At 67.7% G+C, this 24,321-nt stretch carries 21 protein-coding genes and 3 pseudogenes; 4 read left to right on the forward strand and 20 right to left on the reverse strand.

Annotation, left to right across the window (positions count from 1 at the left end; all coding sequences use genetic code 11):
* Window positions 1-118: 118 nt before the first annotated feature.
* The 12 genes from BLV94_RS44365 to map all read right to left on the reverse strand — a co-directional run bounded on the left by BLV94_RS44365 (window position 119) and on the right by map (window position 13,483).
* The gene (locus BLV94_RS44365) at window positions 119-1,099 is read right to left on the reverse strand and encodes a Gfo/Idh/MocA family protein (protein ID WP_072951184.1); all 981 of its coding nucleotides are present in this window, start codon (window positions 1,097-1,099) and stop codon (window positions 119-121) included.
* Window positions 1,096-1,959, reverse strand: a complete 864-nt coding sequence (locus BLV94_RS44370; RefSeq protein WP_072951181.1) for a sugar phosphate isomerase/epimerase family protein — start codon at window positions 1,957-1,959, stop codon at window positions 1,096-1,098. The genes BLV94_RS44365 and BLV94_RS44370 overlap by 4 nt, the downstream gene beginning before the upstream one ends.
* Window positions 1,956-2,963 (reverse strand): Gfo/Idh/MocA family protein, encoded by a 1,008-nt coding sequence (locus tag BLV94_RS44375; RefSeq protein ID WP_072951178.1) that lies wholly within the window; start codon window positions 2,961-2,963, stop codon window positions 1,956-1,958. Before BLV94_RS44375 ends, BLV94_RS44370 begins: the two co-directional genes overlap by 4 nt.
* The gene (locus tag BLV94_RS44380; protein ID WP_072951176.1) at window positions 2,963-3,742 is read right to left on the reverse strand and encodes an SDR family oxidoreductase; all 780 of its coding nucleotides are present in this window, start codon (window positions 3,740-3,742) and stop codon (window positions 2,963-2,965) included. Before BLV94_RS44380 ends, BLV94_RS44375 begins: the two co-directional genes overlap by 1 nt.
* A gap of 201 nt (window positions 3,743-3,943) precedes the next feature.
* A complete protein-coding gene (locus tag BLV94_RS44385; RefSeq protein ID WP_244163796.1) occupies window positions 3,944-4,783 on the reverse strand; it encodes a sugar phosphate isomerase/epimerase family protein in 840 nt (279 codons plus the stop codon).
* A 130-nt stretch (window positions 4,784-4,913) separates the two neighbouring features.
* Window positions 4,914-5,906, reverse strand: a complete 993-nt coding sequence (locus BLV94_RS44390) for a Gfo/Idh/MocA family protein (protein WP_072951172.1) — start codon at window positions 5,904-5,906, stop codon at window positions 4,914-4,916.
* Window positions 5,903-6,832: an NAD(P)-dependent oxidoreductase gene (locus BLV94_RS44395; RefSeq protein WP_072951169.1), complete on the reverse strand. Its 930-nt coding sequence runs from the start codon at window positions 6,830-6,832 to the stop codon at window positions 5,903-5,905. The genes BLV94_RS44390 and BLV94_RS44395 overlap by 4 nt, the downstream gene beginning before the upstream one ends.
* A gap of 30 nt (window positions 6,833-6,862) precedes the next feature.
* Window positions 6,863-8,074: a Gfo/Idh/MocA family protein gene (locus tag BLV94_RS44400; protein WP_244163797.1), complete on the reverse strand. Its 1,212-nt coding sequence runs from the start codon at window positions 8,072-8,074 to the stop codon at window positions 6,863-6,865.
* A gap of 11 nt (window positions 8,075-8,085) precedes the next feature.
* Complete coding sequence (locus tag BLV94_RS44405; RefSeq protein ID WP_072951167.1) at window positions 8,086-8,874, reverse strand: HpcH/HpaI aldolase family protein; 789 nt, start codon at window positions 8,872-8,874, stop codon at window positions 8,086-8,088.
* Entirely contained in the window at window positions 8,871-10,847 is a 1,977-nt protein-coding gene (iolD, locus tag BLV94_RS44410; protein WP_244163798.1) for a 3D-(3,5/4)-trihydroxycyclohexane-1,2-dione acylhydrolase (decyclizing), read from the reverse strand. Before iolD ends, BLV94_RS44405 begins: the two co-directional genes overlap by 4 nt.
* Window positions 10,848-10,871: 24 nt before the next feature.
* Window positions 10,872-12,302 (reverse strand): aldehyde dehydrogenase family protein, encoded by a 1,431-nt coding sequence (locus BLV94_RS44415; RefSeq protein WP_072951162.1) that lies wholly within the window; start codon window positions 12,300-12,302, stop codon window positions 10,872-10,874.
* A 410-nt stretch (window positions 12,303-12,712) separates the two neighbouring features.
* Window positions 12,713-13,483, reverse strand: a complete 771-nt coding sequence (map, locus tag BLV94_RS44420) for a type I methionyl aminopeptidase (RefSeq protein WP_072951159.1) — start codon at window positions 13,481-13,483, stop codon at window positions 12,713-12,715.
* Between the two features lie 99 nt (window positions 13,484-13,582).
* Between map and BLV94_RS44425 the strand changes: the two genes are divergently transcribed.
* A complete protein-coding gene (locus BLV94_RS44425; protein WP_012687703.1) occupies window positions 13,583-13,849 on the forward strand; it encodes a helix-turn-helix domain-containing protein in 267 nt (88 codons plus the stop codon).
* A 454-nt stretch (window positions 13,850-14,303) separates the two neighbouring features.
* Window positions 14,304-15,638, forward strand: coding sequence for an IS110 family RNA-guided transposase (locus tag BLV94_RS44430; RefSeq protein ID WP_371851629.1), 1,335 nt, complete (start codon window positions 14,304-14,306; stop codon window positions 15,636-15,638).
* Window positions 15,639-15,724: 86 nt separating this feature from the next.
* Here the strand turns inward: BLV94_RS44430 and BLV94_RS44435 are convergent, their stop codons facing one another.
* From BLV94_RS44435 to BLV94_RS44470, 8 genes and pseudogenes are all read right to left on the reverse strand, one after another.
* On the reverse strand, window positions 15,725-16,039 hold the full coding sequence (locus tag BLV94_RS44435; protein WP_072951436.1) for a WhiB family transcriptional regulator: 315 nt from the start codon (window positions 16,037-16,039) through the stop codon (window positions 15,725-15,727).
* Between the two features lie 443 nt (window positions 16,040-16,482).
* Window positions 16,483-17,520 (reverse strand): alpha/beta fold hydrolase, encoded by a 1,038-nt coding sequence (locus BLV94_RS44440; RefSeq protein WP_072951416.1) that lies wholly within the window; start codon window positions 17,518-17,520, stop codon window positions 16,483-16,485.
* 731 nt (window positions 17,521-18,251) lie between these two features.
* A complete protein-coding gene (locus BLV94_RS44445; RefSeq protein ID WP_072951418.1) occupies window positions 18,252-18,539 on the reverse strand; it encodes a hypothetical protein in 288 nt (95 codons plus the stop codon).
* On the reverse strand, window positions 18,536-18,868 hold the full coding sequence (locus BLV94_RS44450; protein WP_072951421.1) for a DUF6907 domain-containing protein: 333 nt from the start codon (window positions 18,866-18,868) through the stop codon (window positions 18,536-18,538). The genes BLV94_RS44445 and BLV94_RS44450 overlap by 4 nt, the downstream gene beginning before the upstream one ends.
* 50 nt (window positions 18,869-18,918) lie before the next feature.
* Window positions 18,919-19,365, reverse strand: a pseudogene (locus BLV94_RS49010) (nitric oxide synthase oxygenase); the annotation flags it as partial.
* A 65-nt stretch (window positions 19,366-19,430) separates the two neighbouring features.
* Window positions 19,431-19,634: pseudogene (locus BLV94_RS49015) on the reverse strand (3-hydroxyacyl-CoA dehydrogenase NAD-binding domain-containing protein); the annotation flags it as partial.
* A 52-nt stretch (window positions 19,635-19,686) separates the two neighbouring features.
* Window positions 19,687-20,619, reverse strand: a complete 933-nt coding sequence (locus BLV94_RS44465; RefSeq protein WP_072951423.1) for an alpha/beta hydrolase — start codon at window positions 20,617-20,619, stop codon at window positions 19,687-19,689.
* Between the two features lie 14 nt (window positions 20,620-20,633).
* Window positions 20,634-22,103, reverse strand: coding sequence for a flavin-containing monooxygenase (locus tag BLV94_RS44470; protein WP_167372255.1), 1,470 nt, complete (start codon window positions 22,101-22,103; stop codon window positions 20,634-20,636).
* Between the two features lie 159 nt (window positions 22,104-22,262).
* On the opposite strand from BLV94_RS44470, the gene BLV94_RS44475 reads away from it, so the two are divergent.
* Window positions 22,263-23,510: a PucR family transcriptional regulator gene (locus tag BLV94_RS44475; protein ID WP_174705591.1), complete on the forward strand. Its 1,248-nt coding sequence runs from the start codon at window positions 22,263-22,265 to the stop codon at window positions 23,508-23,510.
* Between the two features lie 577 nt (window positions 23,511-24,087).
* Window positions 24,088-24,196: pseudogene (locus BLV94_RS51900) on the forward strand (citrate/2-methylcitrate synthase); the annotation flags it as partial.
* Between the last annotated feature and the right edge of the window lie 125 nt (window positions 24,197-24,321).

Below are 24,321 nucleotides of genomic sequence, written 5' to 3' on the forward strand. Positions count from 1 at the left end.
CAACCATGCAGGCATGGAAAAGCAGCGAGGGAGGGGAGACAGGGAGAGTGTGGGTGGAGAACCCCACCGGACCGGACGCGGGAAGTCGGTTCTCGAGGCCCGGTGGGGAGAAGGTGACCTACCGCAGGGGCAGGCCTGCGGCGCGGTACGTGGAGTCGATGAGCTCCATGGTGGTGACCGCGTCGTCGGCGTCGATCGGGAACGCGGTCCCGTCGGCAAGGTGTCGAGCGAAGGTGTCGAGCTGGTAGGTGTACGTCGAGCGGGTTCCGAGGCGTTCGACGACGGCACCGCTGTCGGTAATGACGGTGATGCGGTCATCGCCGGACTGCAGCGGGTAATCGTGGGCGAAGGCCTCGCCCCGGTCCCCGACCAAGCGCAGGGTCATCTCGAACCGGTCCCAGGTCATCGAGTTGATGCTGGAACCCGTTGCGCCGCTGGGGAACACCAGGTCGATGTCGCAGGATTCGTCGACCCCGGGGTCGCGTTCGATCGCTCGTGCCGCGACGACGGTGGGTTCGCCGCCGGCGAACCGGCCGAGCTGCCGGTGCACGTGCAGGCTGTAGCAGCCGAGATCCATGACCGTCCCGCCGGCGAGGTCGAGGCTCCACCGCGGATCGTCCGGCTTGGGTTCGGGCATCCGCATGACCACCTCGACCCGCTGCAGCGTCCCGAGGGTGCCGTCCTCGAGCAGGCCGAACATCCGCTGAATGATCGGGTGGAACAGGTAGTGAAACCCTTCCATGATCGGCACTCCCCGTTCCCGCGCCGCGCGCCGCACCAGTTCGGCTTCGACTGCGTTGCGCGCGAACGGCTTCTCGGTCAGCACCGCCTTGCCGGCTTCGATCGCCTTCAGGTTCCACTCGGCGTGGAAGGCGTTGGCGAGCGGGTTGTAGACCACGTCGACCTCGGGGTCGGCGATCAGATCCGCGTACGAGTCGACGACCCGTTCGACACCGTAGGTCTGCGCGAACGCCTCGGCCCGGTCGCGGTCGCGGGCGGCGACCGCGACCAGCCGGTGACCCAGGATCTGGGCCGGCCTCACGATCGCCGATTCCGCGATCCGCGAGGCGCCGAGCACCCCGATCCGCAGGGATGTCACAGCGACAGGCTTCGCAGGAACGCGGCGCTGGTCTTCACGTCCGCCACCGGGCCCTCGCCCTCGGGTTCGCCGGCGAGGATGGTGTCCTGTTCGAGGGTGAACCAGCCGTCGAAGCCGGAGTCCACGAGGTGCCGGACCACACCTTCGATGTCGACGTCGCCGGTGCCGAGCGGGGTGTACATGCCCTGCGCGACGGCGTCGGTGTAGCTGAGCTCACCGGCCTGCACGCGGGCGGCGAATTCGGCGTCGACGTCCTTGAGGTGGGTGTGGGTGATCCGATCTGCGGCGGCCCGGGCCAGCTCGAGCGGGTCGGTGCCACCGATCAGCAAGTGGCCGGTGTCGAGGCACAGGGGGATCGAGGAGCCGTCGAGCACCCGCTGTACCTCGAGGTTCCTCTCGACCATCGTTCCGACGTGCGGATGCAGGACGGCGCGGATGCCCTGGTCCGATGCGACGCGGTGCAGCCGGTCGAGGTTGCCCAGCAGCGTCTTCCAGCCGGCGTCGTCGAGGTCGGGGCGTGAATCGTAACCGTCGGTGCCGGTGATTGCGGCCAGCACCAGGACCTCGGCACCGGCCGCCGTAAACGCGGCGAGGGTGCCGGTGATGTCCGGGACCGGGTCGTGATCGGGGTCGTGCAGCAGCACCGGCGTGAACCCGCCGACCGCCTTCAGGTCATAGGAGGCGAGAGTGTCGGCCAGTTGCCGGGGGTCGGACGGCAGGAAGCCCTCGGGTCCGATTTCCGCGGCCTCGAGACCGGCGTCGCGCATCTCCGACAGCACCCGTTCGGCGCCGAGCTGGTGTCCCCAGCCGGGAACTTCACAGACACCCCAGGAAATAGGTGCTCCTGCAATACGAATCATCGTCGAACCTCACTCATCTGGACGGGTCGGTGGTGGGAGAGGGACAGCGTGGCCGCCTCGGCGATCCACGCCACCTCGAGGGCGTCGGCGGCGGTGCACGGCGACGGTGCGGTGCCGGCGATTACCTCGAGGAACGCGCCGAGTTCGGCGCGGTAGGCGGCGGTGAAGCGGTCCATGAAGAACCGGTGCGGTGGGCCGTCCGGGAACGTGACGCCGGGTTCGAGATTGCGGACCGGGGCGCTTGCGTCCCAGCCGGCGACGACGCTGTCCTGGGAGCCGTGGACCTCGAGGCGGCAGTCGTAGCCGCGGGGGTTGTAGCGGGTGTTCGACACCACGCCGAGGGTGCCGTTCTCGAACGTCAGGGTGGTGGTGGCGGTGTCGACGTCGCCGCAGTCGGCGAAGACGGAATCGCCCTGGTTGGATCCGGCAGCGTAGACCTCGGTCACCTCCTGCCCGACGACCCAGCGGACGATGTCGAAGTCGTGGACGCTGCAGTCGCGGAAGATGCCGCCGGAGGCGGCCACGTACTCCGCCGGCGGCGGCGCCGGGTCGAGGGTCGTCGAGCGCACCGTGTGCAGCCAGCCGAGTTCCCCTCGCACGACGGCGTTTCGGGCGGCGACGAACGCGGGATCGAACCGGCGGTTGTACCCGATCTGCACCGGCACCGTCGACGTCTTCAGCCGCTCGACGACCTGGTAGCTCTCGTCGGCGGTGAACGCGACCGGCTTCTCGCAGAACACCGGAATCCCGGCATCGACGGCGGCCAGGATCAGCGGCGCATGCGCCGGGGTGGCGGCCGCGATCACGACCCCGTCCACGCCCGAGGCGAAGACCGCAGCTGCGTCCTCGACCGCGCGCGCCCCGAACTTGGCGGCCACGGTTGCGGTGACGTCCGGACGCTCGTCGGTGACGACGAGGCCGTCCACCCCCGGCAATTGGGCGAGGGTGTCGGTGTGGAATGCGCCGATCCGGCCGAGGCCGATCACGCCGAGTGTCGATCCCATCAGTCCTGCCCTCCGATGACGGTCTGGTCCCAGTCGATGACCGAGCCGGTGACGACGCCACTGCGATCCGAGAGCAGGAACACCACCATGTCGGCGATCTCGTCGACCTGCCCGAGCTTGCCCATCGGCACCTTCGCCGCGGCCTCGGCGGCCCAGTTGTCGTCGGCGCCGTGGAAGCGTTGCTGGGTCGCGGTCTCGCCCTCGGTCTCGGTCCAGCCGATGTTGAGACCGTTGATCCGGATCCGGTCGAAGCGGTGCGCGTAGGCGGCGTTGCGGGTCAGCCCCGCCAGCCCGGCCTTCGCCGCCACGTACGGAGCCAGGTAGGACTGCCCGCCGTGCTGCGCGATGGAGATGATGTTGACGATCGTTCCCGGCGCCTTCCGCGCCACCATGTCCGCGACGGCGGCCTGCATGGTGAAGAACGGGGCCCGCAGATTGACGGCCATGTGCTGGTCGAACAACTCCGGCGTGGTGTCGACGAGGGTGCCGCGGGTGGTCAGGCCGGCCGCGTTGCACAGTGCGTCGATGCGGCCGAATTCCTCGATGGTCCGGGTCACCGAGTTCGTCGCCTCGGCCGGGTCGACGAGGTCCGCTTGCACGAACCGGACCTGCGCGCCCTCGGAGTCGAGTTCGGCGGCCAGGGTCTTGCCGGCCTCGGCCCGGCGGCCGGTGAAGACCACTCGGGCGCCTTCGCGGGCCGCGGCTCGCACGACGCCTGCGCCGACACCTTGCGTCCCGCCGCTGATCAGAACGACTTTCCCGTTCAACAGGGTGGCCACTGGATTCCTTTCGTTCTGTCCCCATCGGCGTCTGTGCCGGTGGGTCGGTGATGCACACGGCCAGTCCGAGCAGCGACTGCACAATCCACTGTCTGTGTGCCCTTGCCAGTCTTGCTGTGACGCACGCCTCAATCAATACGGTATTCCCATCATTTTCACCTCACCGCCGCAGACTGGATGGCGATGGGAGAGCCGATGAGATCAGCTGTCGTCCCCATTCGCGGCCGCCAGGTCGGCGACCTCGAAGCACCGCAGGGCGCCGTCGCGTGCCCGGGAGAGTGCCTCGGCGACGGGCAGTTTCCGGAACTCCTGCGACATGTGCTCGATACCCCACGGTCCGTCGAAGCCGACGCGGCGGACCGCATCGATGAACTTCGGGACGGCGAATTGGCCCTCGCCACAGGGAACCCGGTTGTCGAAGGTGTCCTCGAGATCGGTTCCCCGCACGGCAGTCCAACCGTCGTCGAGTTCGACGCCGAACACGAAGCGCGACGGAATGATCTCCGTCAACGTGTCGTAGTCCGTCCCACCCCGGAAGGCGTGCCAGATGTCCAGGATGAGCCCGCCGTTGGGGTTGCCGACGTCCTGGACGAACCGCGCAGCCTGTTCGGTGGTCTTGACGTGGTGCGAGAACGGGGTGTTCTCGAACGCGATCTTCACACCCGCGGCGGCGCCGTCCGTAGCGAGCGCGTCGAACTGCTCGCAGAGCAGGTCGAAGGAGACGGCGATACCGTCGTCGTCCGCGCCGACCTTGATGTTGTCGACTCCGAGGACGGGGGCGGCCTCGAACAGGTCCCGGCGGACATCGTCCGACGCTGCGCGGGCCTCCCCGGTGGTCCACCAGTTCGTGATCCACTCGAGTTGGACATGGGTGATGCCGTTGTCGGCGAGCATTTTCGCGACGGCGCCCAGGCCGATCGTCTCGCGCGCGGCGACCAGGTCGGGGCGGGTCAATCCGAATCCGGTGTAGCCGGTTCGGGCGACCGCTTCGATCCGGTCCCGGATCGGGACCGGACTGCGGTCCGAACCTCGTGCAGGCATCACGTCACCGGCTGAAGTCCAGCATGCGGCCAATAGTTCCGGACGTGGTGAGTGGGTCATGCCTCGTCGTACCCTTCGGTGGTCGTCTCGATCGTAGAACGCGGATGGCGAGGAAGTCGTAGAGCGACGGTCATGAATTCTTCACCGGGGTGACGGCGCCCACATTGTTCATCGATACGATCAGCGCTTCCGCCACCTCGATGGCGCGCAGACCGTCGCGGGCGGACGCCAATGGGCTGCGGGTCCCCTCGGTGAGGGCGTCGACCCATGCCTGCAACTGCCGCCGGTAGCTGTCGGCGAACAGCGGCCGCCAGTCCTCCGGGTACGTGGCCGTCGAACGCAGCGACGCGTCGACCGTCAGGGCGTGACTCGGCGCCAGGCTCACTGCTCCGGTTTCGCCGACCACCTCGCAGCGCACGTCGTAACCGTATCGTGCGTTGACGAACACATCGACCACGGTCAGCACATCGTCGGCGGTACGCAGCATCAGAATCTGCGGGTCGCGCCGGGAGGTGTCCATGGAGGTGGACTTCGGTGCGTGCCAGCTGACCTCGACGATCTCGGACCGGAGAAGCCAACGGGTGATGTCGATTTCGTGAATTGCGGAGTTGGTGACGGTGTCGGTCGAATTTCCACCCGGATATGCGGTCACGTTGCGGTGGGATGCTCGGATCAGCAACGGGGTGCCGACGGATCCGGACCGGATCGCCGTTGCCAATTCCTGGTACGGCGCATGGAATCGGCGCATGAAACCCACGGAGATCAGCGGATTCGCCAGTGCCAGGTGCTCTTCCCGGGTGACCAGGCTGGCGCATTCGTCGACACTCGGGGCCAGCGGCTTCTCGCACAGCACCGGCTTGCGGTGATCGAGGCACAGACTCACCTGCTCGGCGTGGGCGGAGTCGTGGGACGCGATGATCACCGCGTCGACGTCCGGGGCGGCGATCAGCTCTGCCGCGGTCGCGACGGTGCGGGCGCCGACCTCTTCCGCGATCGTGGCGGCGCGGGAGGCGTCGAAGTCGGTGATCACGGTGACCGTTGCCCCGGAGACCACCGCGTGCAGTGTCCGGACGTGATCGGCGCCCATCACCCCGACGCCGATCACACCCACCCGGACGGTCATGACGCCACCGCGGCCGGGTCACGGCCGTCGAGAACCGCGATGGCGCCCTCGACCGCGGCACGGATCGTCAGGGCCATCGCCCGGTCCGTGAACCCCATCAGGTGCGGGCTGAGAGTTGTGTTGGCGTGGTCGAACACCGGGTGGTGTTCGGGCGGTTCGCGATCGAAGACGTCGAGGCCGAGTCCCGCGAGGTGCCCGGACTGCAACGCCGCGTGCGCAGCGTCGAGGTCGATCAGCGCGCCGCGGCTGCAGTTGACCAGGATCGATCCCGGCCGCATGACTGCCAGCCTCGTCTCGTTGATCAGGTGATGGTTCTCCGCGGTCAGCGGCGTGTGCAGGGTGACGAAGTCACTCGCGGTGAGCACCTCGTCGACATCGGCACACCGGTACGCCTCGGGGATCTCGGCGAACGGATCGTAGGCCCGCACGGTCAGGTCGAACGCTTCGGCGATCTGGGCAACCTTGCGGCCGATCCGCCCGAACCCGACGATGCCCAACGTTGCTCCCTCGAGGTCCCCGACGGTCACGTTTCCGCGTTCGGCCCAGCGGCCGCGCCGCACCACGCCGGTCAGCGTCGGCAGGCGCTTGACCAACGAGAGCAGGTGCGCGAAGACACCCTCGGCGACCGAGACGGTGTTGGTGCCCGGGGTGATGACCACCGGGATCCCGCGCCGCCGCGCCTCGGCGACGTCGACGAGGTCGGTGCCGACTCCCGTGCGGGCGAGGACCTTCAGCGACGGCATCCGGTCGAGCATCGCTGCGTCGACGGTGAACGCCGCCCGCACGATCGCCGCCTCGGCGACCGCCAGTTGTTCCTCGGTGGGGTCGAGAACCAGTTGGTGATGGGCGGCCAGATACGGGTCGACGAGCTCCCGGTCGAGCGGGCCCAGGCCGACGAACAGTTGCGTGGAGATCGTTGTTGACATCAGCGTCCTTGCAGGTGTCGAAAGCGGTGGTCAGGCGGTGCGGGAGGCAGTGGTGCCCGCGACGACGTCGAGCTTCTGCCACTGCCCGGTGGCGGCGGAGGTCTCGGCGGCGGTGACGATCGCCGCCGCCGACGCGGCGTCGTGCACGTTCGAGTTCTCCTGCGGCCCACCGGTGACGGCGAGCAGGAACTTCTTGGCCTCGATCGTCTTGAGGTCGTCGAAGCCGAGGGCGTTGCCCGGGCCGGGCTGGAAGCGGGAGTAGTCGCCGTGCTTCGGGCTGGCGTTGACGGTGAGGTAGCCCTGTTCGGCGTTGGTGCGGCCGAGGCACACCTTCAGTTCGTTCATCCGCTCGAAGTCCCACTTCAGCGAGCCCTCGGTGCCGTAGACCTCGATCTGGTAGCCGCACTCGGGTCCGACGATCACCCGGGACGCCTCGATTGTGCCCACCGCACCCGACCCGGGGCCTTCGGAGCCGAACCGCACCAGCGCGGCGGCGTAGTCCTCGTTCTCCACCGGACCCATCTCACCGTTCTCGATGACCGCGAAATGGGTGCCCGATCCCATCGCCAGCTTCGGGCGTTCGGTGTAGACGGTGCTGGTGAGCGCGTTGATCTCGGCGATCGGCCCGACCACGTACTGGCACAGGTCGCTCGCGTGGCTGAACAGGTCCGCCAGCACACCGGAGCCGGCGAGTTCGCGGTCGAATCGCCAGGACAGGGCGCCGTTGGGTTCGTTGGCGTATCCGGAGAAGAACGAGGCCCGCACGTTGGTGATCCGGCCGAGGCTGCCCTCGGTGATCAGCTTCCGGGCGTGCTCGACGGCGGGGGCGTGTCGGTAGTTGTACCCGATCGAGGTGATTACCCCGGCGTCGGTGGCCGCGGCCTCGATCGCCGCGGTCTCGGTGTAGCTGCGTCCCACGGGCTTTTCGATCCAGAAGTGCTTGCCCGCCTTCGCCGCGGCGATGCCGATCTCGGCGTGCAGGAAATTCGGTGCGCAGATGGAGACGACGTCGACGTCCGGGTGCGCGAGCACCTCGCGATAGTCGGTGGTGCCCTCGGCGAAACCGAGGACATTCTTGGCGAAGTCGACACGGCTCGCGGCGGTATCGGCGGCGATCACCAGCTTCGGGGTGACCCCGAGTCCGGGGTAGACGATCGGGACGTCGCGGTAGGCGCGGGCGTGCAGTTGTCCCATCCAGCCGACGCTGATCAGTCCGACTCCGACGGTGCGGGTTGTGCTCACGATGACTTCCTTTACTGGTCTTGTTCGGGGCGGGCGGTAGCGAACGCCTCGGACAGCGCCGCGGCGAGCAGGGTGGAATCGGAGCCGATGGCCACGAATCGGAAGCCGAGTTCGACGTAGCCGGCTGCCAGGGCGGCGTCGGCGGCGAGGATGCCCGCGGTCTTGCCGTGCTGGTGGGCGGCCGCGAGCACCCGCCCGAGGGCCGCGGTGAAGACCGGGCTGTCGAACTGCAGCGGCACCCCGAGTGCGAACGACAGGTCCAGTGGGCCGACGAACAGTACGTCGACCCCGTCCTGGGCGGCGATCTCGTCGACCGCGTCGAGGGCGGCGAGAGTTTCGATCTGGATCACCCCGAGCGTCGCCTGCTCCTCGGCGAGCAGGACGGAGCGGTCCATGCCCCACCGGCAGGAGCGGTTGTAGGTGGCGACCCCGCGGTCGCCGCGAGGCGGGTACGCCAGGTGGGTGATCGCGTCGACTACCTGATCGGGCTTGTCCAGGCGCGGCACCATCACACCGGCGGCACCCTGATCGAGGACCCGCCCGATCCGGATACGTTCCCCGGATTCGACCCGCACCACCGTCGGAACCCCGTAGGCGCCGGCGGCGAGAATCGAATCCCGCAGCGCGTCTTCCGATCCGGCACCGTGTTCGAGGTCGAGCAGGATCCAATCGGCACCGGCCGCGGCACACACCTCGGCCGCGGTCGAGGAGGCCATGCCGACGAACGTGCCGACGGTGGTCTCACCCTGTGCCAGACGCTGACGCAGGGTTCCGGCGTCGAGAGGGCTGTTGTTGCTCATCCGAACCACCTCTGCCGTCCCACGGCGTTGTCGTAATCGGCGCGCAGGCTCTGCACCCATTCCTGGTTCGAGACTTCGGCGGGGGCCACGTCCCACCAGACGTCCCCGCCGGGCAGGTCCACGTGCGGCACCGTCGGAACCACGATGACCACCGGCCCGGACACCTCGCGGGTCTGCTCCAGTGCGGTACGGACCTCGGCTGTGGTGGTGGCGCGGATCGCGATGGCGCCGAGGCCTTCGGCGATCTTCCGCAGGTCGACCTTCAGGTAGTCGCCTTCGAGGCGCGCCTTGTCCCCGCTGTCGGCGATGATGTCGCCGTCGGTGCGGTAGCGGAACTCGTTGCCGAATTCCCTTCCGTTGCGGTTCATCTGCAGGCGGTGGATGACCTGGTAGCCGTGATTCTCGGAGACGACGATGGTGACGTCGAGGCCCTCCTGGGCGGCGGTGACCAGTTCGGTCGGGGCCATCAGGTAGGTGCCGTCGCCGATGAAGGTGACGATCCGCTGGCCGTGGTTGCCCTCGGCGAGGCGCACGCCCATTGCGGCCGGGATCTCGTAACCCATGCAGGAGAACCCGAATTCGAAATGCGCGCGCCGGTCGCCGGTGGCGTCCCAGACCTTCTGCAGGTCGCCGGGCGGGCCGCCGGCGGCGGCGATGATGGTGTCGCCGCCGCGGGCATGCTCCTGCAGCAGCCCGATCAGTTGCGGCTGGGTGAGCACCGCACCGGTGACCGGCGCGTCCGGGTGCTCGGCGGGGTCGAATGCGGTGTCCGGGTCGAGGGCGGCGGCCCGGATCGGGGCCCAGTCCGCCTTCGCCGTCCGCACCGTCTCCTGCCACGCGGTGCTGGTGGTGTGTGCGGCAAGCGCGGCGGTCAGCGCGGCGAGGCCGAGACGGGCGTCGGCCAGGATCCCGGTGGCACCCTGCTTGCGGGTGTCGGCGTCGACCACGTTCAGTGATGCGAAGCGGACGTTCTCGTTCTCGAAGATCGACTGCGAGCCGGTGACGAAGTCGGTCAGCCGGGTGCCGACACTGATCACCAGGTCGGCCTGCTTGACCAGCTTGTTCGAGGCGAAGTTGCCCTCGAGGCCGACGCCGCCGACCTGCCACCACTCGTCGCGACTGACCGCGCCCTTGCCGCCGAACGACTCGACCACCGGAATCCCGACCTGCTCGGCGAGTTCCTCGAGTGCCGCGGTGGCATCCGAATAGTGCACGCCGCCACCGGCGATAATCACCGGACGCTCTGCCTCCCGAATCTGGGCGGCGACGTCGTCGACCTCCGCGGGGTCGGGCAGCGGGCGGCGGATCTTCCAGTCACGCGGTTCGAAGAACTCGACGGGGAAGTCGAACGCGTGGGACTGGATGTCCTGCGGCAGCGACAGCACCACGGCACCGGTGTCGGTGGGGCTGGTCAGTACTCGCATCGCCTGCGGGAGCGCGGTCAGCAGTTGCTCCGGGCGGTTGATGCGGTCGAAGAACTTCGCCACCGGACGGAACGTGTCGTTGACGGTGGTGTCGGATTCGCTGGCGTGCTCGAGTTGCTGGAGCACCGGTCCCTGGTGCCGGGTGGCGTAGGTGTCACCGGGTAGCAGCAGCAACGGGAGCCGGTTGATGGTGGCCAAACCGGCGGCGGTGACCAGGTTCAGGGCACCCGGTCCGATGGAGGCGGTCACCGCGAGGGTGGCGCGGCGGCGGCTGGCCTTGGCGTACGCGGTGGCGATGTGAGCGAGGTACTGCTCGTGCCGACCCTGAATGAACGGCAGTTCGTCGGACAGTTCGTCGAGGGCCTGTCCGAGGCCCGCGACGTTGCCGTGCCCGAAGATGCCCAGTGCGGCCGGGATGAGGCGGCGACGGTCGCCGTCGGCAACCGAGTACTGCGCCGCGAGATACTTCACTACCGCCTGGGCCGTGGTCAGCCGCACGGTCTTGTGTGTGCTCAGTGATGTCATGTCGTCGTTTTCTGTGAGTGCCACGAAAGTGCCTGAGGGGGAGGCGGGTTACCAGGGGCGGCCGTGGAGGACGATGGTCTTCTCCTCGGTCATTTCCTCGACCGCCGAGCGGACGCCTTCCTTGCCGATGCCGCTGCCCTTCAGGCCGCCGTACGGCATGAGGTCGGCGCGCCAGAGCGGGGTCCAGTTGATGTGGATGTTGCCGGCGTCGATCTGCCGCATCGCCCGCGTGGTCGCCGAGACGTCCGAGGTGAACAGTCCTGCGCCGAGGCCGTAGTCGTTGTCGTTGGCGAGGTCGATCGCCGACTCGATGTCGGCGGCGGACGAGACCGCGACCGCGGGGCCGAACAGTTCGTCGCGGCTGAACGGGGAAGAGGGGTCGACGCCGGCGACGACGGTCGGGGTGACGACGGCGCCGTCCCGGTCACCGCCGGTGAGGACCTTCGCACCGGCCAGCGCGGCCTCGGCGATCGCCGAATGTACGCGTGTGGCTTCGGCTTCGGAAATCAGCGAGCCCAGCCTGGTGTCGGTGTTGGCGGGGTCGCCGACGACGATGCTCTCGACCTTCGGGACCAGGGCGTCGAGGAAGTCCGCCTCGACGGACTGATCCACGATGACCCGCTGCACGCTGATGCAGACCTGACCGGCGTTGATGTAGCCACCGGCCGCGACGGCGGACGCGGCAAGTTCGATGTCGGCGTCCGGGAGAACGATCACCGGGCAGGAGGCACCCAACTCCAGCGACAGCTTCTTGACTCCCGCAAGCGAACTGATGCGGGTGCCGATTCCGGTCGAGCCGGTGAACGACACCTTGCGTACCCGTGGGTCGGTGACCAGGACGTCACCGAGCGCGGAGCCCGGGCCGGTCAGAACTGACAGGGACTCGGGGGCGAGGCCGGCGTCGACGAAGCACTCGGCGAGTTTCAGCGCGGTCAGTGGGGTGGTGCGGGCAGGCTTGAGTACTACTGCATTACCGGCGGCCAGCGCGGGAGCGATCTTGTGCAACACCAACAGGGCCGGGTAGTTGAACGGTGTGATCGCCACGACGATCCCGCAGGGCTGGCGCAGCGTGAACCCGACCTTCTCGAGCCCGGTTCCGGGGTTGGCGTCCAGCGGCAGCGTCGAGCCGTAGAGCTGGCTGCCCTCGAACGCTGCCAACCGGATGATGCTGCCGGACCGGCCGGCCTCTCCGCGCGCCTCGCTGATCGGCTTCCCGGTCTCGGCGCTGATGGTCTGCGCGATGTCCTCCGCCCGTTCGTCGGCCAGATCGGCCGCACGCATCAAGGTCGCCACCCGCTCATGAGCGGGAGTGGCTCGCTGGATTCGGGCACCGGCCTCTGCCCGGTCCAGGGCGAAGGCGGCATCGGCGGCGGTGGCCACCGGAACCGAATCGATCACGCGGCCGTCGAACGGTGATCGGATGAGGTCGGTGGTGCGGTCAGTGGCGCCACGCCACTCACCAGCGAGCAACATGTCCATGTCGGCTCCATATCGGGACTCGTTCGCCGCCCACCGTGAGGACGGCAGGGCGACTGAGGATGACTTGAAAAAGGTTGGTGCCGAGTCGAATACCCGCCGCGCTCGGACAAGTCTGTACCCGAATCGAAAAGAGGATTCGGACCGGGACGCCCGGCGCGGCGCTCGCGCGGCGGGCTGCGTGGTATCGCCGTCACCGGAGGCCGCAGCGGCCGGTGAACTAGGCGTAGGCGGGGCTTGTCTCTTCGGACTTACGGACCCGCGAGCGCTTGTGCCACTTCGGTGGGGAATTGCTGATGCTCATGCAGCCAGTCTTGCTGTGACTGGCACCTCAATCAAGATTGATAACCCATCAAATTCACCTCATCCGGACGTGCCGACGACCAGGAGTTCGAGTCGGTCGCCGACCGGGCTCAGGACGAGCGGCGTGTCAGGACGAGCGGATCACCGTCGGTGATTGCAATCGTGTGTTCGCTGTGGGCGGTCCGCGAGCCGTCGGCCGATCGGATGGTCCACCCGTCGGGGTCGTAGACGATCTTGTCGGTTCCGCGGGCGAACCAAGGCTCGAGTGCGAGGGTCAGTCCGGGTCGCAGCACCAGGCCCCGCCCGGCCCGCCCCTGATTGGACACATGCGGGTCCTCGTGCATCGTTCGACCGAGTCCGTGCCCGCCGAATTCGGTGTTGACCGGGTAGCCGTAGTCGGCGGCTACCGCACCGATCGCCGCGGAAATGTCGCCGAGGCGCCCGCCCGGACGTGCGGCGTCGATACCGGCGGCGAGGGCGCGCTCGGTTGCCTCGATCAGTCGCTGGTCGTCCACTCGGGGTGTGCCGACGATCAGGCTGCGCGCCGAGTCGGCCACCCACCCGTCGATCGATACGGCGATGTCCATGCTCAGCAGGTCCCCGTCGCGCAGGGTGTAGTCGTGCGGTAGCCCGTGGAGCACCGCATCGTTGACGGACAGGCAGATGACGTTGTGGAACGGACCGCGGCCGAATGACGGCGCATAGTCCCAGTAGCAGGACACCGCCCCGCGCTCCTCGATCAGGTGCCGGGCGCGGTCTTCGAGGTCGAGCAGATTCACCCCTACCAGGGCGCGCGATTGCAGGTCGTCGAGCAGTTCGGCGATGAACGCGCCGGTGGTGCGCATTGCCTCGATCTCCTGTGACGTCTTCAGTTCCAACACGCGCTCACACTCCACTTTCTCGCAGACAACCCGGTATAGAAATACCAGGCTAGTGGATGGCTCGGTATTTTCATACCGAGCGTGGCGTATCCTTGTCGCATGGTGCGATCCCCTTTGACGCCGCAGCAGCGTGCCGCCGGCAAGCGACTCGGCGCTTACCTCCGGCAGGCGCGCGGCGACCGCAAGCCCGCCGAAGTGGCGCATGCCGCGTCGATCTCACCCGAGACCCTGCGCAAGATCGAGACGGGACGTCTGGCAACTCCGGCCTTCACGACAGTCGCCGCACTCGCGGCTGTGCTGGCGGTCCCGCTGGAGGACCTCGCCCAGATCTGCCTTCCCGAACTGAACCTTCAGCAGACCGGGTAGTAAGCGAGGCGCCGCCGGAGTAGAGGATGCGGTCGACGCCGAGGGTTTCGACGCAGTACTGCAGCTGCGCCTGGCTGAACATCCCCTATGGGGTGATGTAGACGTTGCCGCGAACATGCACGAATAGTGCTCACCGGTCGGCGGCTCGGTGATCAGCTTCCCCACGGGGTCCGTTACCTGTCGAAGGCTCGCTGGTCGTCTCCCATTAGCCACCTATCCTCCCGGGGACGCCTCGCAGGCGCGAAAATGGGATCGGGTCGCCTGCCGACGCCGACTTTCCCTTGAGCCTGAGCTCGTTCATTAGCCTGGCGCCGGGGCCCCGACCTGGAAGGGTCACGCATTGTTGCTCCGAGCACGCCGGTCAGAATTTCGGTTCCCTTGACCGAGGCCCCCAGGCGGCCCGCCGTTGTGTATGCGTGTGGGATGCGGAAGGAGGACAACAGAAGTGAATTCATTGCCGGAACAGATTCCCGATGCTGAGCACGAACTGGTGGTCGAGTGTGTGTGCGCCATCGACGTGGCCAAGGCCTCGGGCAAGGTGTGCACCCGGACACCGGATCCGAGACGACCAGGCCGGCGCGGCAGCACGGTGTGGGACGTCTCGGCCACGACTGCCGCGATTACGGATCTCGGCGAGCAGCTGGTGGCGGCGGGGATCGAGAGGATCACCGTTGAATCGACCTCGGACTACTGGCGGATCTGGTTCTATCTGCTCGAATCGGCCGGGTTGACGGTGCAGCTGGTCAACGCCCGCGATGTGAAGAACGTGCCGGGACGCCCGAAAACGGACAAGCTCGACGCCGTGTGGCTCGCCAAACTCACCGAGAAAGGTCTACTGCGGCCGAGTTTCGTCCCGCCGCAACCGATCCGGCAGTTGCGCGACTACACCCGGCTGCGGATCGATCTGACCCGTGATCGCACCCGCTATTGGCAACGACTCGAGAAACTGCTGGAGGACGCGCTGATCAAGGTGTCGTCGGTGGCTTCCAGTCTGGGTACCCTGTCGGTGCGCGACATGCTGGAGGCGCTGATCGCGGGCGAGCGTGACCCGCGGCGGCTCGCCGGTCTGGCCCGCGGCGCGATGAAAGCCAAGCACAACGCCCTCGTCGAGGCCCTCACCGGCCGGTTCGACGATCATCACGCCGAGCTGGCCCGGATGCTGCTCGACCAGATCGACACCCTCAACGCACAGATCGCGAGGCTCACCACCCGCATCGACGACCTGCTGGTCACCAGCATCGACGAGCCCGGTGACACGGTGCCGGCCGACGGCCACGACGCGGCGCGCGGCGGGTCTGGACTCACTGTGATCGAGCGGCTCGACGAAATTCCCGGCGTCGGGCGTGGCGCCGCGCAGATCATTCTCGCCGAAGTCGGACCGGACATGACAGTGTTTCCCACGGCTGCGCACCTGGTGTCGTGGGCGAAACTGTGCCCGCGCACCATCCAGTCCGGGCCGATCCAGCGCGGCGGTCGAACCGGCAAGGGCAATCCCTATCTCAAGGGAGTGCTCGGCGAGGCCGCCGCCGCAGCCGCCAAAACAAACACCTTCCTCGGCGAACGCTACCGGCGAATCGTCAAACGTCGCGGCAAGCTCAAAGCCCTCGTCGCCGTCGCCCGCTCCATCCTCGTCGTGGTCTGGCATCTGCTCATCGACACAAACGTCCGGTTCCACGACCTCGGCGCCGACTATCACACCCGCCACATCAACACCGAACGCAAGCTTCGCAGCCACCTCGCCCAGCTCGCCGCCCTCGGCTACCGGGTCACCGTCACGCCCGCTGCCTAACCCAAACACATACCTTCACAAACTGATCCGGCTCCGCAAGCTACGCCGGATGCTATCGCCTGCCACCCACCTTCGGCATTTTCCGGTCAGAGAGTGAGACGGCGCAGTGTGCCGCCCGGGGATCGGGAAGTCGCGCGGCGGGTGCGTCGGGTGTGGCGGGCGCGTTCGGTTTCGGAGAGGCCACCCCAGATGCCATAGGTTTCGGTGGTGGTGAGGGCGTGGGTGCGGCAGTCGGTGAGTACGGGGCAGCTCTGGCAGAGTTGTTTGGCGGCGTGCTCGCGCCGGGCGCGGACGCTACGGCGTTCACCGTCGGGGGAGAAGAACATGTCGGTGTCGGTGCCGCGGCAGGAGGCGCGGTGCTGCCAGTTCCGGTCGATGGGGTGGTGCGGATGATCAGGCACAGCAGATGGGTCGCTTTCGGAATTGAACGGTGACACGCTCAGTGGATCGCGCGGCGAGGTGCGACTGGCGGCCTGTCCGCCGATGAACAGCTGCGTTGCGATTCCATCAGGAAGCCCTGTGGCACCGACGTTCTCGTGTACTGCAGTCATCAGAGTGCGCTCCCGCATGCTGTGTCATGGCCTGCATAAAGCATCCCTCCGGCGGGGGTCTCCGGTCTTGCAGTAAAACGCACACTTCGTGCTGAAACGCGCACGGAGATGGCCTCGGCGCGGTCCCGTGGGTGGCGACGTCAGCGCCTGACGTGTCGTGTGGTGGTACCGCCATGCCGAAGCCACCATGGGCGCCGCAGGGGCGCCTGCCTGCGGCCGGTGACCGTGCCGTGTGGGTTCGTACCCGGGTGCCGGGTGGGTGTTGTGCCCGGGGTCGGTCTTGTGAGCGCGAGTCAGGTGGCTTTGCTTTCGGCGGGTCCGACCGCGTCGAGCACGGTGGCACGCGTCGAAGCGTCGGGGGTGAGGGCCGCCTGGACCGTTCCGGTGTTGAGTAGTTGCCGCCATCTGGCCTCGTCGAATGGTGAGGGGCGGGTATCGGAGAGGAACTTCTCGACGGTGTGGACAAAGCGCAGGGGGTCGTCCCGGAAGGGGAAGTGCCCGGCGTCTCGGAAGATGTCCAGGCGGGAGCCGGGCATTGCCGTGTGCGCGGTGTGGGCGTGGCTGACGGGGATGACGGTGTCCCGGTCTCCCCAGATGAGTTGAACGGGGAGACTGGCCGTGAGGTAGCAGCGGTCGAGCATGGTCACCGTCTGTCCGCGCCAGTCGACCACCGCACGCAGGGTGCGTAGGTAGGCCTCGTATGCGGTGGGGTCGGGCAGTTCGGTCAAGATACGCACCAGATCCGGGGTGTCGTGCAGCGCGGCACCGGGGTGCAGGGGGGTGCCGTGCAGCCGGGTCAACACCGTTCCCACCCATCGCACCGCGGGCACCGCTCCCGGCAGGCGCAGCAATTTCAGTGCCTCGTTGAGGATCGGTGTCGCTGCGAGGCGCAGGAGTGGGTGAACGTCCTTGGTGATGCCGCCGGCGGAGACCAGGATGAGCCGATCCACCATGTGTGGGAATTGGTAGGCGAATTGCATCGCGATGCCGCCGCCGAGTGAGTGTCCGATGACGGTGGCGTGGTCGATTCCCAGGGTGGAGAGTAGGTCGCGTATGCCGTTGGCGTAGGCGGCGACGGAGTAGTCGGCGCGGGGTTTGTCGGAGCGGCCGTGGCCGAGTAGGTCGGGTGCGATGACGGTGTAGTTCTCGGCGAGGTGCGGGATGATCTCGGTCCATGTCGTCGAGTTGTCGCCGATGCCGTGCAGCAGTAGCAGTGCGGGGCCGTTGCCGGTCATGCGGAAGGCGCGTCGGTATCCGTGGATGGTGCGGAACGTCAGTTGCGGCTCGGTGTTGGGTACCGGCCGGAGTCTGCGCATCCGGCTGGGGTTCATCGGACCCTCCTCGCTTGTTGCGTTCTACGTTGATTCTTCGCTGCGCATCGTCGATACCCGTGGCGACACGCCCCACCCGGGGGTGTTGACATCAGGTGGTTGTTGCCTGTCTCCCGTGCCCCGGAGTGGGCGCGGACAACGTTCGCTGGTTATTCGCGGTGGAGGCCGCGGCGTTACACGCGGGCGATCACCGAGTAACCGGAGTGCCTGTGCCGCTCGACCGGCTCGGGGCCGTCGAGCCGCCGCCCGTGTGGTTGGCGTGGGTGGAATTGCCGCACTGTTTTTGAGTGACGGCGTCGCCGTGGTGGTCACAGTTGGTAATGGTGACAACCGCCGGTCGGCCCGCGCCGGTCCGTCACTCGGCGCGTCGTGGTCCCGGTTGATGTGAGAGCAGTCGAACCGTCGGTTGGTCGAGCGCTGCACCCGCATGGCCATCGGTAGCCGGATTGCCGCGCCTCGACGCTGCGCATCGGCGTTCGCCACCGTTCAATCATGTCGGCGCGCAGTTGGGTTGTCCCGGTGCGCAACTGGATGACGTCGATGTCCCCAACTGGCCAGGTCGCACACCGTGCCGCCGCGAGGGTCGCGGACCGTGGCCTGCCCCTGCCGCCCGCATCGCACGCACACGATCAGATGGGTGCAGGCGTCACAGCGGCCGCAGATCCGCGCGCCGTCGCGCCGGTTCGGCAACGCCCGCACGGCGCCGCACGGAGCTTCGGGCGGCAGGATGGTCAGCGGTTCGAGTCCCGGGGTGTCAGCGCAACCGTGCCATGCGCGGGGCCCACTGGCCCAGGAGATCCCGAAGCGCTGCGGCCGCCTCCTGCCGTACCTCGTCGTTGGCGGCGAATCCGATGGGAAGAGACCGGCCCGAACGCGGGCAGCTGAACCAGGCTCTGCACGTACAGCGCCTCGGCGCGCATCGTCAGTTCCTCGATCTTCGGCAGCTGCGCCGGAGTCTGCGTGGTCGGATCGATCCCGATCTGCGCCGCCACCCGGTCTCGAATGTCCTCGTGGGTCATCCGCCACCTTCTATCAGGTCCGCGGCCGCGACCAGTTCGGCGGCGATCCTGCGGGCCTCTCCTGGTGTCAGGCGTGGCCGGAACTCGGGGTGGTCACCGACCTCCCAGGTCATTGAGACGCCGGGTCGACGGTCTGCCTCTCGGACGGGCGTGACGAAGCAGAACGACGATTCGATGCCGTCTTCGTCCAATGTGAGGTAATCCAGTGCTGCGGTCAGTTCGATGCAGTCGCTGCTGTCACCCATGCAGGTGTGATCCGCGCGCCCGCGAGCGTCCTCGTTGGTGCACCAGGGTGCGCATTCGGTTCCGGTCGTCTGGTTGGTGTTCATGCTTTCGATCCTCCTCCCGTGACCGTTCGCCTGTCGCGGGTATCGCCGCAGGTGTGGTGGTCGACCATGATGACCGCGGCCTGCCGGTAGCTGTGGATGACGGCGCGGTTGAGTCGACCAGCGCCCGGTCCTTCCACAGGGTGCGGTCGGAGCGGGTGTCGAGGTTAAAGCCTGGCGGTGATGTCCGGGAGCATGTCGTAGCGGTTCTCGTCGGAGAAGTTGCGGGCCCCGACCTCGGTGCTGACGTACCGGCCGCTGAACGGGGCGCACGGGTAGATCACCCCGCCGATGTCGAGGTCCATGTTCGACACGGCCGGGACGGCATGCCATTTCAGGCCGAGGTCGCCGAACCAGTCGTAGTCGGGGTGGGTGATGTCGACCTCCAGCACGAGGTCGGCGGGCACGTCGAACCGGCGCAGGACCTCGTCGGGGGTGGAGACCAGCAGCGGGAGAGTGTCGAACGCGGTACCGCGACCCTGCGAGCCCATCCGCACCACCGTCCTACGTCTGCTTGCTGGACGGCCTCGGAAATGTTGGTGCTGTAGGTCAACCGTTTCCGGGTCTTTGCGATGTTCTCGTCGGTGGCGGCGACGCCGGCACGGTTGATGTCGGCGTACATTCCGTGCGCGGCACGGCAGTTGTCGATGGCCTGGTGGTCGAAGTGGTCGACGACGATGTCCTTTCCCTTGAATGCGCTGTGCCGGGCAATCTGCCCGCCGAGGATGCCTGCGCCTACTACAGTGACCCGATTCGGGTCGGAGATCACTTCTCCATTGGTGTTCGGTGGTGCACATTCGTGATGTGCGGTGGGTGCGGTCTCACCTCGTCGGTGACGGTGTGCTGTGGAGGGGGTCGAGGACTCGGTGGAGGAAGGTGAGCTGGTCGGCCAGTGCCTGCTGTTGCCAGGGTCCCTGGTAGATGTCGAAGTGATCGACGGGGTACTCGCGCAGTTGCGCGAGCGGGCCGGCCTTGGCGGCGGTCCGGCGGGCGGCGTCGGGCGGCGCGATGCGGTCGTGTGTGCCGATCTGCACCAGGATCGGGCAGGAGAGATGACGAGCGGAAGTGGTGGGCCGGTTCACCCCGACCTCCAGTGCGGTGCGTGCGCACACTTCGTTGCGCCAGGTCGCGCCGGCCATCGAGGTGTAGGCCTCCTCGGCGCCGGGCGTGCTGAGGATCGCCGCCGACCCGGGCTGCCCGACCACCGGAACGTGGTGCGGCGCGCGTTTGGTCAGCGCACGGGCGAGGTCCCGCAGCCCGTGTCCGGTGGCGCGAACCAGCTGGCCGGGGCCGGCGTAGCGGGCGATCTGGACCAGGGCGGCGAGCCCGTCGGTGGCCGGTGTCAGGGAAACGACCGCCGCGATGCGCCGATCCTCCGCGGCGACCGCGATGACGTGACCTCCGGAGTACGACGTCCCCCACAGTGCGATTCGGTCCGGGTCGACGCCTGGCAGGCGGCGGGCCGCCTCGATCGCGGCGCGGTAGTCCTGTCGCTGACGGCGGAACGACACATGTTGGCGGGGTGTGCCGTCCGAGTCACCGAAGCCGCGGTAGTCGAAGACGAACGCATCGATGCCTGCCTGAGCGAATGCCTCGGCGTAGCCCAGCAGGCCGGTGTCCCGGGTGCCGCCGAAGCCGTGTGCCATGACCACGCACGGCCGGCCGGGTTCTCGGTCTGGCGCGTCGGTGGTGGCCGGAACGTGCCAGGCCGCACAGGTGACGCCGTGGCTGGTGAAGGTGATCTCGTTGTTCATCGTGCTCGCTCCGGTCACGAGGCCAGCAGAGCCGGCGGGTGGGCGGTGAATCGCAGGTCGGGGTCCTCGATCGGCCCCTCACGCAGCCGCTCGACGTCCTTGTCGTAGGCCGTCGCGGCTGTCCACGGGCCGCTGGTGCCGGCACGGGGGAACGCGGCGACCGCACGCTGGACGTATCCGGAGGTGAGGTCGAGCAACGGGACCCGTTCCATGTCCGGATCGGTGAGGACCGGTTCGACGATGGTGTAGCCGCGCTCGTCCATGTGATCGAGCAGTCGGCAGAAGTGCTCGCTGATGAGGTCGACCTTGAGCGTCCAGGAGATGTTCGTGTAGCCGAGTGCGAACACGAAGTTCGGTAGGCCGCTGAGCATCATCGACTTGTAGACGGTGGTGTCGGGCGGATTCACCGGCTCTCCGTCGACTCTGATCCGGATCGCACCGAACGCGAGCATGTTCAAACCGGTGGCGGTGACGACGATGTCGGCCTCGAGTTCCTGGCCGGACTCGAGCCGGATTCCGGTTTCGGTGAATCGTTCGATCCGATCCGTCACTACCGAGGCCTGGCCTGTCGAGATCGCCTTGAACAGGTCGCCGTTGGGCACCATGCAGAGGCGCTGATCCCAGGGGTTGTAGCGGGGGGTGAAGTGAGTGTCGACGTCGAAGTTCTTGGGCAGCTGGCGGCGGACCCCGGCGATCAACAGCTTCCGCATGAGCTTCGGGGAGCGCCGGCAGGCCGTGAAGATCCCGCGGTGCATCATGATGTTCTTGCGCCGGATGATCGGGTACGCCCGCTTCGGGCCGATCAGCTTGTTGAGCGTGTTCGCGATCGCGTCCTCGGCCGGCAGCGAGAGCACGTAGCTCGGCGACCGCTGCAACATCGTGATGTGCCCTGCGGTGCCGGCCATCGCGGGGATCAGCGTGGCCGCGGTCGCGCCGCTGCCGATGACCACCACCTTCTTGCCGGAGTAGTCGAGGTCTTCGGGCCAGTGCTGGGGATGAACCACCTGGCCGGTGAAGTCCTCGATGCCGTCGAATTCGGGCGTGAAGCCGGCCTCGTGGTCGTAGTAGCCGGTACCGGAGAACAGGAACCGCGCGGTGATCTGCACGGTCTCGTCGCTGCCGGAACGGTGCGCGGTCACAGTCCAGCGCCCCGCCGACGAGGAGAACTCCGCCGCCGACACCCGGTATCCGAAGCGGATGTGCTCGTCGATGTGGTTCTCGGTGACGGTCTCCTGCAGGTAGTCCAGGATGATGTGCGCGTCGGCGATCGCCTTCTTGTGCGTCCACGGCTTGAACCCGAAGCCGAAGGTCGGCATGTCCGAATCCGAGCGGATCCCCGGGTAGCGGAACTGGGTCCACGTCCCGCCGATCGCGTCCTTACCGTCGAGGATCGCGAACGTCGTGTCCGGCCGGCGGGTCTTGAGGTGGTAGGCCGCGCCGATTCCGGAGATGCCGGCGCCGATGATCAACACATCGAATTCCATGGTCTCCACGTCGGGGATGGTCGTGATCGTCACTGGTGTCTCCTGGACGCTGTCGAGTGGGGGTGTGATGTGATTCACAGTAAATCCGCACCGACACCCGGCGACATGTCCGTACGCCTATACCTTGCCCCCGACTATGTGCGGTAGCACACTCTGTTCATGACCAGCGCAACGACCCCCGCGGTGATCGTCAGGCTCATGGGTGACGTCGCCGACTCGATGCTCGCCGAACTCGATCGGTTCGTCGAAGACATGGACGCCGAGGTGGTCAAGCTGGCCCCAGCGCTGGGCGCCGATGCCGCGATCGCGGCGGAGATGTCGGCAAGCAACCGCGCGAACGTCGCGCGCCTACTGACGACACTCTCACGCCGCGACGGCCGCGCGGCACCGATCGACGTCCCACCGGAGGCGCTGGATGTGGTCCGCACCATCGTGCGCCGCGGCATCGACCTCGACGTGATCTTCCACGCCTACCGGCGAGGGCAGAACCTGGTGTGGCAGAGCTTCATCGCCCATGCCGCTCGGGTCGTCGCGCCGGGCCCGCAGCTCGTCGAGTTGTTGGAGGCGTTTTCGCAGCACCTGTTCGAGAACGTCGACCACGTGATCGGCCGCGTCATTGCCGACGCGCAGCGTGAGCGCGAGGAGGTGCTCGGTGGTGCGCTCGCACGCCGCACCGAGACCGTTCGTCTGATCCTCGACGGTGCCCCGATCGACAGCCGCCGAGCCAGCGAACGCCTGGGGTACGAACTGGCCCGCCGCCATACCGCACTCGTGTTGTGGACCCAACCGCCCGGCGAGGTGCAGGGCGCGCTGGAGTCCGCCGCCACCAGCCTCGCCCGCGCCGCCGGTGCGCGCCCTCCGCTGACCCTCCCCGCCGGAACCTCGACGCTGTGGGCCTGGCTCGGTACCGACTCCGACCCCGCGCTCGACGCACTGCGCGACGCGCTCACCCGAGCGCAACCCAACGTCCGCGTCGCGGTCGGCCCCACCCAGCCCGGCATCACCGGGTTCCGCCGCTCACACGATGCGGCGCTGACCATCCAGCGGCTGCTCAGCGGGCACCCGAGCGGCGCGCGCCTGGCGCACTACCGCGACCTCGAAGTCACGGCGCTGGCAGCGCAAAACCAAGACCGCGCAGCCGATTTCGTCGCCACGACGCTGGGTCCGCTCGCCGTGGACACGCCCAGCGCGGCGCGGCTCCGCGAGACCCTGCGGGTGTTCCTCGACGAAGCCGAGAACGCACCCCGCGCCGCCGTCCGCCTGCACACCCACCGCAATACCGTCCTGCAACGCGTCGCGCGTGCAACCGAACTCCTCGGTCACCATCCCGGCGAACGCCGGCTGGCGCTCGAACTCGCGCTCGAACTCGCCCACCACATCGGGCCCCGGGTCCTGACCCGGACCTGACGAACATTCAGGTACCCCGTGATCGCCGCAACCGACCCGCGACCTTCCCCACCGAGTACTCGAGCGCGCCGCGGATCCCCTGGGTCGGCGTGCAGAACACTCACAGACGTCCAGCGCGGCACCCCCGAGGCGACCCGTCACTCCCCGGAGGGGAGTCCGCTCCGAAATGCGGCGACCCGCATCCCTGTGAGGTGGGCGCCTCGGTTGTGATGGTGCTGTGACCCGATGTGATGACATGTCCCCGGTTTGTGATGTGGGTGTCGGGGGAGTGCCGGCCGCCGGGGCGCGCGGGGTGTCGACTGCACCGCGGATGTCCCTTTCGACCGGTGTTGAGTCGTTTTCTGAAATATGTTGATATACAACATATTTAGATAATCAATTGCAGGGCAAGATTCTGCGAGAATTATGCACAGGATCTAGCTGGCCCTCGACGACCACCAACTGCGCGCCGTCCTCGCCCACGAACGCGCACACCTGAACGGCAGGCACCGTCTGCTGCTCGGCCCGGTGCGGGCCCGCGCCGCATCGATGCATCCGTTTCTGCGGGAACGCGGGCTGGTAGATGCCGCGGACGTCGCAGAAACGCCTCGGCAAGCTCGTCCGCCCCGCCGCCTTCTACACCGGACCCGCACCTCGCGCCCCCCGAGTCCGTCGAGGGCTGGGACCAGATCGCCCACACCAGCTGACCGGCGAAACTGTTTTGCTAGTGCGAAGTCCGCCAGTCGAACCGGAGCATGGCTGTCGCGGCCGGACTCGACGTTCTTGGACAAGTTCCCAATTTCACCGCCTGGAAAGGCTTGGACGCGGACTG

It is taken from the genome of Rhodococcus koreensis (genome assembly GCF_900105905.1).
Taxonomy (GTDB): Bacteria; Actinomycetota; Actinomycetes; order Mycobacteriales; family Mycobacteriaceae; genus Rhodococcus_F; species Rhodococcus_F koreensis.